This is a genomic window from Bradyrhizobium sp., from assembly GCF_035652035.1.
GTDB lineage: Bacteria > Pseudomonadota > Alphaproteobacteria > Rhizobiales > Xanthobacteraceae > Bradyrhizobium.
The window spans coordinates 37982-50679 of record NZ_DASREO010000069.1; the positions used below are offsets into that span (position 1 = coordinate 37982).

At 61.9% G+C, this 12698-nt stretch carries 14 protein-coding genes; 4 read left to right on the top strand and 10 right to left on the bottom strand.

Annotated features, from left to right (window positions below):
* Positions 1 to 20 precede the first annotated feature (20 nt).
* On the bottom strand, positions 21 to 353 hold the full coding sequence (locus VFB05_RS17615; RefSeq protein WP_325014317.1) for a hypothetical protein: 333 nt from the start codon (positions 351 to 353) through the stop codon (positions 21 to 23).
* 20 nt (positions 354 to 373) lie between these two features.
* Between VFB05_RS17615 and VFB05_RS17620 the strand changes: the two genes are divergently transcribed.
* Both VFB05_RS17620 and rpoH read left to right on the top strand, forming a co-directional pair.
* Complete coding sequence (locus VFB05_RS17620; protein WP_414643212.1) at positions 374 to 1372, top strand: RluA family pseudouridine synthase; 999 nt, start codon at positions 374 to 376, stop codon at positions 1370 to 1372.
* Positions 1373 to 1588: 216 nt separating this feature from the next.
* Positions 1589 to 2494, top strand: coding sequence for an RNA polymerase sigma factor RpoH (gene rpoH / locus VFB05_RS17625; RefSeq protein ID WP_325014319.1), 906 nt, complete (start codon positions 1589 to 1591; stop codon positions 2492 to 2494).
* A 234-nt stretch (positions 2495 to 2728) separates the two neighbouring features.
* On the opposite strand, the gene VFB05_RS17630 is transcribed toward rpoH, so the two are convergent.
* On the bottom strand, positions 2729 to 3205 hold the full coding sequence (locus tag VFB05_RS17630) for a hypothetical protein (protein WP_325014321.1): 477 nt from the start codon (positions 3203 to 3205) through the stop codon (positions 2729 to 2731).
* A gap of 173 nt (positions 3206 to 3378) precedes the next feature.
* Here VFB05_RS17630 and VFB05_RS17635 point away from each other — a divergent pair, with 173 nt between their 5' ends.
* On the top strand, positions 3379 to 3825 hold the full coding sequence (locus VFB05_RS17635; RefSeq protein WP_325014323.1) for a hypothetical protein: 447 nt from the start codon (positions 3379 to 3381) through the stop codon (positions 3823 to 3825).
* A 329-nt stretch (positions 3826 to 4154) separates the two neighbouring features.
* On the opposite strand, the gene VFB05_RS17640 is transcribed toward VFB05_RS17635, so the two are convergent.
* Both VFB05_RS17640 and VFB05_RS17645 read right to left on the bottom strand, forming a co-directional pair.
* Positions 4155 to 4778 (bottom strand): peptidoglycan recognition protein family protein, encoded by a 624-nt coding sequence (locus VFB05_RS17640; protein ID WP_325014325.1) that lies wholly within the window; start codon positions 4776 to 4778, stop codon positions 4155 to 4157.
* Positions 4779 to 4996: 218 nt separating this feature from the next.
* Complete coding sequence (locus VFB05_RS17645) at positions 4997 to 6214, bottom strand: GGDEF domain-containing protein (protein ID WP_325014327.1); 1218 nt, start codon at positions 6212 to 6214, stop codon at positions 4997 to 4999.
* A 752-nt stretch (positions 6215 to 6966) separates the two neighbouring features.
* On the opposite strand from VFB05_RS17645, the gene VFB05_RS17650 reads away from it, so the two are divergent.
* Complete coding sequence (locus tag VFB05_RS17650; RefSeq protein WP_325014330.1) at positions 6967 to 7815, top strand: SDR family NAD(P)-dependent oxidoreductase; 849 nt, start codon at positions 6967 to 6969, stop codon at positions 7813 to 7815.
* A 152-nt stretch (positions 7816 to 7967) separates the two neighbouring features.
* On the opposite strand, the gene VFB05_RS17655 is transcribed toward VFB05_RS17650, so the two are convergent.
* From VFB05_RS17655 to VFB05_RS17680, 6 genes are all read right to left on the bottom strand, one after another.
* Positions 7968 to 8579 (bottom strand): LysE family translocator, encoded by a 612-nt coding sequence (locus tag VFB05_RS17655; protein WP_325014332.1) that lies wholly within the window; start codon positions 8577 to 8579, stop codon positions 7968 to 7970.
* A gap of 2 nt (positions 8580 to 8581) precedes the next feature.
* Entirely contained in the window at positions 8582 to 9388 is an 807-nt protein-coding gene (locus VFB05_RS17660) for a lytic murein transglycosylase (protein ID WP_325014335.1), read from the bottom strand.
* A gap of 178 nt (positions 9389 to 9566) precedes the next feature.
* Complete coding sequence (locus VFB05_RS17665; RefSeq protein WP_325014337.1) at positions 9567 to 10367, bottom strand: lytic transglycosylase domain-containing protein; 801 nt, start codon at positions 10365 to 10367, stop codon at positions 9567 to 9569.
* Between the two features lie 119 nt (positions 10368 to 10486).
* Positions 10487 to 10891, bottom strand: a complete 405-nt coding sequence (locus VFB05_RS17670) for a thiol-disulfide oxidoreductase DCC family protein (protein WP_414643213.1) — start codon at positions 10889 to 10891, stop codon at positions 10487 to 10489.
* Between the two features lie 177 nt (positions 10892 to 11068).
* Positions 11069 to 11938, bottom strand: coding sequence for an alpha/beta hydrolase (locus VFB05_RS17675; protein WP_325014339.1), 870 nt, complete (start codon positions 11936 to 11938; stop codon positions 11069 to 11071).
* 31 nt (positions 11939 to 11969) lie between these two features.
* A complete protein-coding gene (locus tag VFB05_RS17680) occupies positions 11970 to 12659 on the bottom strand; it encodes an alpha/beta hydrolase (RefSeq protein ID WP_325014341.1) in 690 nt (229 codons plus the stop codon).
* Positions 12660 to 12698: the final 39 nt, after the last annotated feature.

A 12698-nucleotide genomic window follows, 5' to 3' on the forward strand; every position in this document is an offset into this window, starting at 1 on the left:
GCAGGCGCGGGTGCAAAATATCACGGCTCGTTCATGAACCGCAGCCGTCCCGTCGCTTTCAGCGTATGCGCATCGAAGGTGCGAATTTCGGTCGCTCCGTTGATATCGAGCGTCACCACCACCCGGTCGGCGGTGACGGCGGTCGAGACGATCTTCGCCGCCTTGGGCAGCATGGCCGTGATCTCGGCCGGATTGGCGCTTCCCTCGACCTTGAAAAGACGATAGCCGATGGCGACCAGAACGGCGGCAATCGCAAGCCCGGTGGTGAGGCCGGCGATCAGCATCAGGCGCCGCACCCGCGCGAATAACGCGGCCTGTTCGGGGGTTGGTTCGCTCGCAACAGTCTCGGTCATTTTGCACTTTGGAACAGATTTTGAGTAACGGTCAAAGGCTGGAAGTCATTGTCGAGGGTAGCGAGGGATCGCCCCGGCTCGACCGCGTGCTGGCCACTCGCCTGAGTGAGCTGTCGCGGTCGCGTCTGAAGGCGCTGATCCTGGCCGGTCAGGTCGCGGTGAAGAACGCGCCCGTCCGCGATCCCGCTTATCATGTCGGCCCGGGCGATACGATCACAATCGACGTGCCGGAACCGGTCGCCGCGGAGCCATCAGGCGAAGATATTGCGCTCGACATCGTCTACGAGGACGACGACCTCGTCGTCATCGACAAGCCGGCCGGCCTCGTCGTGCATCCCGGCGCGGGCCACGAGACCGGCACGCTGGTCAACGCGCTGATTGCCCATTGCGGCGACAGCCTGTCCGGCATTGGCGGGGTGAAGCGGCCGGGCATCGTGCACCGGCTGGACAAGGATACGTCCGGTCTTCTTGTGGTGGCCAAGAACGATGCCGCGCACACGTCGCTGTCGGCGCAATTCGCCGACCATGGCAAAACGGGCGAGATGCGCCGCGGCTATCTCGCTTTTGTTTGGGGCGTCCCGAACCGCTCGCGCGGCACGGTCGATGCGCCGATCGACCGGCACCCGCATGCGCGGGAAAAGATGGCGGTGCGCGAAGGCGGCCGCCACGCGGTGACCCATTGGGAGATCGTGAAGACTTTTGTGGCGCCGGACGGCAAGCCGGTCGCCTCACTGATTGCCTGCGAGCTCGAGACCGGCCGCACCCATCAGATCCGGGTGCATCTGGCTCACATCGGTCACCCGCTGATGGGCGACATGGTCTATGGCCCCGGCTTCAAGACCAAGGCGACGCATCTCGGCCCGCAGAGCCAGGCGGCTTTGGCGGCCCTCGACCGTCAAGCGCTACACGCATACCTGTTGGCCCTGGAGCACCCCCGGACAGGGGCGATTCTGGAGTGGAACTCGGATTTGCCGGCCGATTTGCGATTTTTGGAGGGGACGCTCCAAGCGGCGCTATGACGCAGGTGGTTAGAAAAGTATTGATATGCCAATTAGTTATGGCAGCCACACTGGAACGTGACGGGGGTTTAACTTCCAAAGGGCGTCCGGTTTGGTGTATGTTGCACCTGCGTTGAATACCCAACGTGGAACATCGCAGAGCGACTGGCTTTAACAAAGGAGCCGCCTGCCTGGCCCGCCGCTATCGGGGGCCTGAACCTAGTGGAGGGCGCACGAATGGCCCGCACAGCTACCCTGCCGATTCTCAATGGAGAATCTGGCTTGTCCCGTTACCTCGCCGAAATCCGCAAGTTTCCGATGCTTGAACCCGAGCAGGAATACATGCTCGCCAAGCGCTTGCGTGAGCACGACGATCGTAACGCGGCACATCAACTTGTCACCAGCCATCTCAGGCTCGTGGCCAAGATCGCCATGGGCTATCGCGGCTACGGCTTGCCGATCTCCGAGGTCGTCTCGGAAGGCAATGTCGGCCTGATGCAGGCGGTGAAGCGGTTCGAACCCGAAAAGGGGTTCCGGCTCGCTACATACGCCATGTGGTGGATCAAGGCCTCGATTCAAGAGTACATCCTGCGTTCCTGGTCGCTCGTGAAAATGGGTACCACCGCGAACCAGAAGAAGCTGTTCTTCAACCTGCGCAAGGCGAAGAGCAAGATCTCCGCCCTCGAGGAAGGCGATCTGCATCCTGACCAGGTGAAGCTGATCGCCAAGCGCCTTGGCGTGACCGATCAGGACGTGGTCGACATGAACCGCCGTCTCGGCGGCGATGCCTCGCTCAACGCCCCGATCCGCGACGACGGCGAAGCCGGCGAATGGCAGGACTGGTTGGTCGATAACTCGCCCAGTCAGGAAGCCATCATGGCCGAGCACGAGGAGTTCGATCATCGCCACGACGCGCTGACCGGCGCCATGGGCGTGCTGAACCCGCGCGAGCGTCGCATCTTCGAGGCGCGGCGTCTGGCGGAAGAGCCGATGACGCTGGAAGACCTCGCCGCCGAATTCGGCGTGTCGCGCGAACGCGTGCGGCAGATCGAGGTCCGCGCTTTCGAGAAGGTGCAGTCGGCCGTCAAGGGCACGATCGCCCGGCAGGAAGCTGCAGCGCTCGAAGCTGCGCACGCCGCCTGACCAGCGAAGACAGCTAACAGAGACAAGGAAGCCGGCGGCAACGCCGGCTTTTTTTGTTGGCGTTCGCGTTCGTGTCCCGGCTGCAGCGCAGCGCATTGGCGATTCGCTGCAGAGCCGGGACCCTTGCGTCGTTGGACCCCGGATCAGCAGCGCACCGTTTCACGCTGCGCAGCATCCGAGGAACGGAGACGGGCTTTTTTTGTTGGCGCCGCCTCCTCGATGAAATCGGGCCGCTCAACGAAGCGTGCTGAGATAATCCGACAGGTTGGTGGGATCGCCGCGCGTGCTCTGCCGGAGCGGCTGATTGCTCAACAATATGCCGGCCTGGGTCTTGTAATCGGCAGGCACATTGTCGGTCGGCTTCAGCGGCTGGCTGAGCAACGCGCGGTAGCGGTCATAGGCCTGTTGGGTGCCGACGAAGATGCAGACGCAATGCTGCGGCTCCGCATAAAGGTAACGCATCGCATCGCCGGCACCGTTGGTGACGAAGCGGCGCGGCGGCAGCGCGCGTAGCGCCTTCTGTCCGGCAGGATCGTTGGCGAACTGGATGCGAAAGCCGGCGGACGACAAGTAAAAGCTGTTCTTTTCCAGGAACGGCTTGCTCGGCTCCTCGGCGGAGAAGGCCGCCGAAGAGGCCAATAGCGCCATGGCCGGCAGCAGCCGCAACGAATGCCGGAAGGTGGATGCCGGTCGAACAGGCGATCCTGACATTGCCATTTTCCTTAACCCGCGTCCTGCCTGCCCATTGCCTTAGGCATAACGCCACGAACACTGGCCGACATTGTGTTGATCCGCCGGGCGTTTGCAAAGAAAATTGCAAGGGCCGGCCCTGTCCAAGGCGAAGCAGCGGGGCGCATGGCTCCCGGCTTTCCGCCGGAACGCCCGTGAACCGGCAGAGCACGGCGCCCGACCAAGCAAAGACAGTGTCGGCACTCGGGATCGACGCCACATCGCAAAACCAGCCCGGCCCAGCCATGCCCATCGTCCTGCAATCCACCATCGACTTTTCCGCCGAATTCCTGCGCAGGCTGCCGAAGCTTGAGCAGACGATGATCGCCCACGGGCTCGATCCATCCGGATTCGTGATCTCCAAGGATCGCGCCACGCCATCGTCGGTGGTGCCGTTCGTCGGGCCGTTCTTCTACGACTACACCGTGTTCGTCGGGGCTGAGAGTTTTACCCTCACTGAACCGAACGACATGGTGTTCCTGGACTACTTCGCAAAACTCTGCAGCGCCGACGATGAGGATCGCCCGCTGCCGAAGCTGCGCCGTGAGCGACGTCCGGGTCCCCTCCGCCGCTTCCTGAACTGGATGACGCAGCCGGTTTAATGCACGCTCGTGTCCCGGATGCAGCGCGGCGCCAAAAGCGCGTTCACGCGCGTCTTCGACGCGCTAAGGTGCCGCGATGCTGAGCCGGGACCCACGGTCTTTTTCTTTACAAATGGGCTCCGGATCACTAGTGCGGCGGATTTGACATTCGCTTCGGTGAAGCCGCTAGTTTTGCTAGCGAATGTCAAATCCCGAGCCGCACTAAAGATTGTATTTGCTAGTGTCCCTTTGGCTCTGACATTCGTAAACGAACTCTCCGCGACACGGTACGAATGTCAGAACCGGGACACTAGCGCACCGTTTCACGCTGCGCCGCGTCCGGGGAACACTTACTCCCCCCACTCCCTCGCCAGCGTCGCGAGCGCGCAGCCCTCGCAGTAGCGCGCGTCCTTGTAATCGATCCAGTTATGCGCGTAGACGTGATCGAGCGGAATGCGGTAACGCGCGCGCAGCACCTTCACCAGAATCCGCCATGCTGCGATCTGCGCATCGGTTGCGGAGGTCGTGACGTCGGGGTAATTGCCGGCGAACTCCACCCCGATGGACGTATCCTTGTTGACCTGGTGATAGGTCTTGCTGTTGTCGATGTATTTGTTGTCGTTGCGGTCGGCGCCGTCGGTATGCGTCGGCACAAGGTTGTCGGCGACCGCCCAGTAGACCGTGCCGTCGGTCTCGACCCACACCATGACGCCGCGGCGCGTCGGATTCTTCGATTGCGCCTGCGCGCCGCCACGGGCTGAGCCCGCCGGACCCTCGGTCTGATGCACGATGATGTTCGCCCACGGGTGGGCCTTCTCGACATCGCCCCATGGCGCGAGCCAGACCATCTTCAGCCCCGGGATATCCGGCGTGCCGGATGAGCGCGCGATCGCCGCGAGATCGGGTCCCCCGGCTGACGCTGGAGACGACAACACGACCGCGCCGATCGCGATCAGCAGAAGACGGAATGTCATGAACGGCACTATGCCGACAGGCTGCCACACCGATCAAGCGGCAAGCCAGTGGTCCAATTCTAACATTCGCAGCCTTTCTCAGCGGCCACCTTTTGCGAATGTTAGAATTATAAGGACCACTGGCAGATATGGATTTTGTAGTGGAGTTTTGGATTTGACATTCGCCTGAGAACTCGCGGTTAGGTGAGAAGCGAATGTCAAATCCACTCCACTAGCTGTCAGGCGAGGCGGCGCACCGGCTCTCGCTGAACGGGCGTCAGTTCCGGCGCAAGCGGCGGCGCCGGCTCGTAGACCGCATAGCGGTCCCTGCCCTCTTTCTTGGCCACATAGAGCGCATGGTCCGCGGCCGCAGTCAGCCGATCGGGAACGCCGACCTCCCGCGTCCACTGCGCAACCCCGATCGAAACCGAGAGCGGAACCTCGTTGCCGGTGCAGCCGGCCGCGTCCTCGCGGCATACGTCGACTATGCGGCGAGCGATCATTGCTCCCTCGCGCAGCGTGGAGGCCGGCAATAAGATACAGAATTCATCACCACCGGTCCGCGCCAGGAGATCGCCTGGCCGCAGCCGCGTCTGGGCCATCAGCGTGAAATGCTGCAGGCAGGCGTCGCCCGCGGCATGGCCGTGGGTGTCGTTGATCACCTTGAAATTGTCGAGGTCGACCACGAGCAGCGCAAACGGCTGGTTGCTGCGGTCCGACCGCGCGCATTCTTCGGTCAATCGCTGCAGCAATTGTCGCCGATTTCCGACGCCGGTGAGATCGTCCATCATGGCGAGATCGGCGACCTCGTTGCGCAGCCGGTCCATCGCCATCAGCAGGAAACCGAAGTTCCAGACCATCGACAGGAACATCAGCGCCAGGATCATGACGGACTGCGCCGCGTTGAAATGAACGAAGGAAAAGTCGCCGCCGATGTGCAGGAGCTTGGCGAGGATTCGAAAAGCGTTGATGCCGAGGACAATCGTCGCGACCGATGCGGCCAGACGCGCACCCGGGCTGATCCGGCCGTCTCGCCGCATCATCAGCCAACTGACGGAGGCGGCTATCGGAAGCGACTGCGCGATCGAGTAGAGCACGATCCGGCTTGTCTGGCTGTCATAGCCGTAAAGAAAGAAGGCGAGGCCGAAGAAGGTCACCGCGGTGACCGCAACCGTGCCGCGCCAGACCGTCGTATCGTCGTAGAATCGCCTGATGCCCATCGCCGCAAGGCAGGTCGAAAAGGTGATCAGGGTGCCCCCGATAACCAGCGGCGCCAGCGAATCCATGACGAGGACAAGCATCGCAGACGCCGCGCTGGCTGCGCTCACGAATGCCGAACCGGTCCAGAATCGCGCCGCCTTGAAGGTCGGATAGCTGTGCAGGATGTACGCCCAGATCACGCCGAGGGCGATGAAATTGACGATGAACGCCGTCCAGAGCGTCGGAACGTTCAACATTTAAAACCCAGAGCGATCATCGCCCTGTCTCCCCGTTTCAAGCCGCCCAGGTAGTGTCCCCGTAATCTTTCGGGACAACATGCAACCGTGGCGATTAACGGAGTCTCACTCTGGAAACCAAATCCGCGGCTTGGTTGTGAATTGCTGAAGATGATCCTTAGGCTTGGTGGCATCAGCCATCTGCCGGATTGCCTTCACCAGAATTGTCGTCCTGTTAACCCTGACCATGATCGCTCGAGGTCTCGCGGTGATCGCTTGATCGATCGCTTCAAGGCAACCGGACGCGCGCAACGCCTCCGCTTGCGCCAAAAACACGCCAAAACGCGTAACTTCTGTGGATAACGCGATGACACAAGCGTGACAACGCGGGGCAGACGCTCGCGAATCTGTTGGGATTACAGTTGAGGATATTGCGAGGCTGGCCCTCCGCCGAGCATGCCTCGTGTCGCGTTTCAATCCATTAACTCAAAAGAGGATGCTATGGCTAAGAAAGCGAAGAAGGCAAAGAAGGCGAAGAAGGCCAAGAAGGCGAAGAAGAAGTAACTTACTTCTCTGGCCCGGGTAGAGCCTGGCTCTGCCCGGGCACCCAAATCGGGTGATGACGATCATGCGGCGGGCCCAGGGCTCGCTTTTTTTATTGTGGCGCGCTCGTTTTATCGCAGCTCGCCTTTTTCATTTCCGGCTTTGAATTCCCTTGATCACGCCTGCCCGATCGCCTTCAGTGTCGCCACACGAGCCGGAGCAATCCTGTCATGACTGCGATTCCTGGATCCGCCGTCGCCATTACCGGCGCCGCAAGTGGTATCGGCCGGGCGCTCGCGATCGAACTTGCCGCCCGCGGCGTCGATCTTGCGCTCGCCGACCGCGACGAAGCCGGATTGCAGGCGACCGCGGCTGAGATCGGCAAGGCGAGCCAGCGGAAAATCAGCCTGCATCGCGTCGATGTCGGCGATCCCGAAGCCATCGCGGCCTTCGCGCGCGAGGCGATATCAGCCCATCCGGCGCTCAACATTGTCATCAACAATGCCGGCGTCGCGCTGCTCGGCCAGTTTCACGAGATCGACCAGGCGCAGATGGAGTGGCTGTTCAACATCAACTTCTGGGGCGTGGTGCATTCGACCCGCGCCTTTTTGCCCCATCTGGCAAGCCAGCCGGCGGCGCACATCGTCAATGTCTCCTCGATCTTCGGCATCATCGCCCCGCCCGGCAACACCGCTTATGCGGCGGCGAAATTCGCGGTGCGCGGCTTCTCTGAATCGCTGCGCCACGAACTGCAGGCTGCCAAAAGCCCGGTTCGCGTCTCGGTGGTTCACCCCGGCGGCATCAAGACCAACATCGTGCGCAACTCGCGATCCGGCTCGGCCATCGCTACCGACAACGAGCGACGATCGCAGACGATCGAGCGCTTCGATGCCATCACCCAGACCAGCGCCAAGGACGCCGCGCTTCGGATCATCAAGGGGATCGAGAAGAACGAGCCGCGCATCCTGATCGGTGGCGACGCCCGCTTCATGGATATCGTGCAACGCTTCCGCCCCGCCACCTACTGGAACGTAATGGCAAGGCGGATCGAAAAGATGGCGAAGAAGGGGAATAAATGACCGTCGTCCCGGCCAAGCGATAGCGCGAGCCGGGATCCATAGGCCGGGCACCTCACCTTTCGGGTTGCGTGGCAACCGGCTTTCGTTCCCAAGGACGACGGTGGTTATGGGTCCCTGCGTTCGCAGGGACGACGACGCTTAGGCCGCTGAGCTCACCTTTCCGCGAACGCCAGCTTCGCGCCGAGCAGCGCAAAGCCGCCGGCAAAGATGCGGCGCAGCCACGCCATCACGCTCGGCTGGCTCACCACGTGGTCGCGAACCTTGGCGGCGAACAGGCCATAGACCACGAACACGACGAAGGTCATCAGCATGAAGGTCGCGGAGAGCTCCAGCATGCGCGCGATGGGGTGCGCTTCGTCAGATGGAATGAATTGCGGCAGGAACGCGAGGAAGAAGATCGAGAGCTTCGGGTTGAGGATGTTGACCAGAATGCCCTTGACGATCACCCGCGCCTCGGCGGCGCCGTCCTGCCGCGCCTCGACCGACAGCGCGCCCCTTTCACGCAAAGTCTGCCAGGCCATGTAGAGCAGATAGGCGACGCCGAGCCATTTCAGCGCGGCGAAGGCCACAGCGCTCGTATGCAGGACCGCGGCAAGCCCGACCATTGCGGCGAGCATCGCCGGCACGATGCCCAGCGTGCAGCCGATGCTGGCCGCGACCGCGGCGCGCGCGCCACCTTTCAGCGCGCTCGCCAGCGTATAGAGCACGCCGGTGCCCGGCGACACGACGACGATGAACGACGTCAACAGAAATGCAAACGACATGGCTATCTTCCTACAAGCTGGTCGGCGAAGTAGGCGATGGTCTTGCGATAGATCACGGCGTGATTCCATTCGCGCATCGCCTCGAAATTCGCCGAGCCCTCGCCATAAGGCGCACCCATCTTGAAGCCGTTGGTGTGCAACAGGTTGGCGGTCGAGGCGAGCACGTCGGCGACGCTGTGGCGCAGGTCGACACGGCCGTCGCCGTCGAAATCGACGCCATATTTGATGTAGGACGATGGCAGGAATTGCGTCTGCCCGATCTCGCCGGCATAGGCGCCGATCATCTCGTGCAGGGGCAGATCGCCGCGCTGAAGGATCTTCAAGGCCGCGAGCAGTTCGCCCTGGAACAGTTCGGTACGCCGGCAATCATGCGACATGGTCGCGAGCACGCGAAACACCGGCAATTTGCCCATGTCACCCTTGCCGAAATCACTCTCCAGCCCCCAGATCGCGACCAGTATCTGCCGCGGCACCCCGTACTTGGCCTCGATACTCGAGAGCAGATCCGCGTAGCGTCGCAGCATCGCGCGCCCGCCATTGATGCGCACACTCCCGACACGGGTGGCGACATATTGCTCGAAGGTTTTCGTGAAGGTGCCGCGCTGGCGGCGGTCGAAAGCGAGCACGCCGAAATCCTGTTGTACGCCGCCGAGCGCCTCCGCGATCGTCGCTTGCGAAATGCCGGCGGAGGCGGCGTCAGCGGACATGCTCTGTACAAAGGTGTGGAAGTCGCCGCCACAGCGGGCGGCAAGAGCGGGGGTAGCAATCGCCGATACAAAAAAACCAATGATCAAGCCAAGTTTGCGCATTGCTTCTCCGTCGCCGATCTCTGGTCTTTCGTCATTGCCTGCGACAAACGCGAAGCATTTGCGCAAGGGAGCGCACGCGACGAAACAATCCAGAATCGCCCTCATACTGGATTGCTTCGCTTACGCTCGCAATGACGGAAATCTCACGTCTGCCCGGAAGCGGGACGAGGCGAAGCCCTCACTCCCTGCCGTCGATCTGACGGCCCATGATCGCGATCGCCTGTTGATAGACGCTCGCCGCATTCCATTCCTGGATCGCCGCAAAATTCGGCTCGCCGGGCTGATAGCCGGCGCCCGCGCGCCAGCCATGGGCTTTGAGATAATTCGCCGTTGAGGACAGCGCGCCGGACGCGCTTTCGAGATTGCCGACGCCGTATTCCAGCATCGTCTTGGGCAGAAATTGCGTCTGCCCGATCTCGCCATGCATCGAGCCACGCTGGCTCGCCGACAGCGTGCCGCGATCGATCAGTTTCAGTGCTGCGTAAAGCTGATCGGTGAAATATTCCGGCCGGCGGCAATCGTAGGCCAGCGTCGCGATCGACGAGAGCATGTTCTGGTTGCCGTGCTGGCTGCCGAACCCGGTCTCCATGCCCCAGATCGCAATCAACGGTCCGGCGGGCACTCCGTAGCGCTGCTCGATCGATGCGAACAGCGCCGCGTTCCTCTGCTTCATGCCGCGGCCGCGGGATACGATCGCAGCCGCTCCGCGCTTGACCATGAAGGCATCGAGCGAGAGCTTGAAACTGTGCAGGCTGCGATCGGCGGCAATGGTGGCGCTCGCATAGTTCGTGTGCTCCAGGGCCGCGATGCCGGCCCCGCCAACACCCTTGGCGCGCGCCTCGCCGGCAAACTGCTGCTTCCATGCCGGGAAGCCGCCAGGCCCGTTGCCACACTGGGCGGCATGGGCGTTTACACTCAAACCCACGGATATCGCGAGGATCGCCAAGGTAGTTGCGCCAAAATTTTTACCTGTGGCCATCCAAATGCTCCTTCAGCTGATCGCGATTGCGAGGTGCCAAGCGCCCAAGCAATCCAGACGGCCCGCAACTTAGCCGAATAAGGGCCACGCTCCAACCACCCGCCGAGCCTTCGAATGTTTCACCACCTTCCCCTGCGCTTGTTCCAGGCGAAGAGGACGTCCGCAAAGCGATCGTAGCCGAAGCGTGTCAGCGGGAGCATCAGGCGGTTGCCGAGCAGGGCCCCGAGCCAGCCCTCGCCCGGCGTTAGTCGCCACAACGCGATCGCGACATCCGCACCGACGATGAGCCGGCCGGCTTCATCGGTGGCGTGCAAGCGACGGCGCACGTCGTCGAGCGAAGCACCGAAGCGCGCCAGCGCTCCGGGCTCCTCGTTGATATCCTTGAATTCGAGCGTGCCGGCGCGCACTGGCGCAAGAAGCTTGTTACGCTGCCAACTGATACCGGCATCGCAGACGGGACAGCGTGTGTTGTACCAGACGGTGAGGCGATGATCAGGCACGACCGTGTCTATTTCCGCAAACATTCCTAGGGATCAATGTTTGCACGACTTGTGACACATTCGGCGTCATCAAAAAAGTCAGTCGTCTTTCTCAATTTCGTAACCGGAGGTGCGACCGGATGGCATCCACCGTTTGCCAGTGCGTCATGCCCGGTCATCGCCGCGGCGATGCCGGGCCACGACGCAGCCGTGATTACGCCTTCACTGCTTCAGAAACTCGCCGATGGCCTGCCCGATCTCGCGCGCATGGGTTTCCAGAGCAAAGTGCCCGGTATCGAAGAAGCGCACGACCGCGTTCGGAATGTCGCGCTTGAATGCTTCCGCACCCGGCGGCAGAAAGAACGGATCGTTCTTGCCCCATACCGCCAGGAACGGCGGCTTGTGGGTGCGGAAGTAATTCTGGAAGGCCGGATAGAGCGCGATGTTGCTCTTGTAGTCGCCCAACAGGTCAAGCTGGATGTCATCGGCGCCGGGGCGTGCAAGATAGAAGTTGTCGAGCGAGTAGCCGTCCGGCGATATGGCCGTCTCGTCCGTGACCCCGTGAGTATATTGCCAGCGTGTCGTATCGGCTGCGAGGAAGGCGCGGAGCGCTGTTCGATTTTCCGGCGACGGGTTCTGCCAATAGGCGCGGATCGGATTCCAACCTTCGCTCAAGCCTTCTTCATAGGCATTGCCGTTCTGCGAAATGATCGCCGTGATCCGCTCCGGATGCCGCATCGCGAGGCGGAAGCCGGTCGGCGCGCCGTAGTCGAACACATAGACTGCGAAGCGGTCGAAGCCGATCACCTCGGTGAAGCGTTCGATCACATCGGCTATATGATCGAACGTGTAGCTGAACGTCTCGCGCGGCGGCATGTCCGACTGACCGAAGCCGGGAAGATCCGGCGCAACGAGGTGGAAGTCGTCCGCCAATTGCGGGATCAGGTCGCGGAACATGTGGCCCGCGCTCGGAAAGCCGTGAAGCAACAACAGCTTTGGCGCGCCTCTGCGCCCCGCTTCGCGGTAAAACACCTTGAAGCCACTGACGTCGGCCGTCTTGTACTGCACCGAAGAGGTTGTTTTCGCTGACATGGGATTGCTCCTTCTTGTTGAGTTGAGGTGTTCAGACAGCCACGCTGCGGATCGCTTCACGGATGATTTCGACGACGACATGAGGCGCGGTGACGATCGGCGTATGATCGACCGTATGCTCCCTCACTTCGGCTTTCATGCGTTCGGCCATGAAGCGCTGGGTTTTGGCTGAAATCATCCGGTCGTCTTCGGCGACCAGGAAGAAGCTCGGCACGTCCTTCCAGAGCGGACGCTTCACGGGCACGGTGATGCAGGCCGGCGAAATCGGCCGCTGCACGGCGGAGAGCACAGCAAGATCTTCGGCGCTTGCATGCTGCGCGAAGGCATTCTTGAACGCGTCGTCGGGAAGCCAGATCAAGCCGTTATCGTCGGGCGCGAGCTTTGGCGCCAGCGGGTGCAGCGCGGCGCGATAAAAGACGTCAGCGACTTTCTCACCTTCGTCAGGCGCAAGCGCCGAGACGTAGACCAGCGCCTTCACCTGCTTTGATCTCGTCTCGGCAATGACGGCGCCGGCGTAGGCATGGGCGACCACGACCACCGGTCCACCGACGCGTGCAATCGAACGATCGAGAGCAGCGACATCATCCGCCAGCGAGGTCAGGGGCAGCGGTGCTGCTACGACATTCACGCCTTCCGACTTCAGCGCGGCAATGACCCGCGCCCAGCTCGATCCGTCCGCCCAGGCTCCATGCGCCAGCACCACATTGATATTCCCGGCCATTTTCGTGCTCCCTCGATTGATAGTAGTAACCTGTTAATT

What these genes read in the sequence shown, in the direction of transcription:
- VFB05_RS17640 (WP_325014325.1), bottom strand. Translation starts at nt 4,778, where the DNA reads ATGACATTCCGTCTTCTGCTGATCGCGATCGGCGCGGTCGTGTTGTCG.
- VFB05_RS17665 (WP_325014337.1), bottom strand. Translation starts at nt 10,367, where the DNA reads ATGGCCACAGGTAAAAATTTTGGCGCAACTACCTTGGCGATCCTCGCG.
- VFB05_RS17645 (WP_325014327.1), bottom strand. Translation starts at nt 6,214, where the DNA reads ATGTTGAACGTTCCGACGCTCTGGACGGCGTTCATCGTCAATTTCATC.
- VFB05_RS17650 (WP_325014330.1), top strand. Translation starts at nt 6,967, where the DNA reads ATGACTGCGATTCCTGGATCCGCCGTCGCCATTACCGGCGCCGCAAGT.
- VFB05_RS17675 (WP_325014339.1), bottom strand. Translation starts at nt 11,938, where the DNA reads ATGTCAGCGAAAACAACCTCTTCGGTGCAGTACAAGACGGCCGACGTC.
- VFB05_RS17655 (WP_325014332.1), bottom strand. Translation starts at nt 8,579, where the DNA reads ATGTCGTTTGCATTTCTGTTGACGTCGTTCATCGTCGTCGTGTCGCCG.
- VFB05_RS17680 (WP_325014341.1), bottom strand. Translation starts at nt 12,659, where the DNA reads ATGGCCGGGAATATCAATGTGGTGCTGGCGCATGGAGCCTGGGCGGAC.
- VFB05_RS17660 (WP_325014335.1), bottom strand. Translation starts at nt 9,388, where the DNA reads ATGCGCAAACTTGGCTTGATCATTGGTTTTTTTGTATCGGCGATTGCT.
- VFB05_RS17615 (WP_325014317.1), bottom strand. Translation starts at nt 353, where the DNA reads ATGACCGAGACTGTTGCGAGCGAACCAACCCCCGAACAGGCCGCGTTA.
- rpoH (WP_325014319.1), top strand. Translation starts at nt 1,589, where the DNA reads ATGGCCCGCACAGCTACCCTGCCGATTCTCAATGGAGAATCTGGCTTG.
- VFB05_RS17630 (WP_325014321.1), bottom strand. Translation starts at nt 3,205, where the DNA reads ATGTCAGGATCGCCTGTTCGACCGGCATCCACCTTCCGGCATTCGTTG.
- VFB05_RS17670 (WP_414643213.1), bottom strand. Translation starts at nt 10,891, where the DNA reads ATGTTTGCGGAAATAGACACGGTCGTGCCTGATCATCGCCTCACCGTC.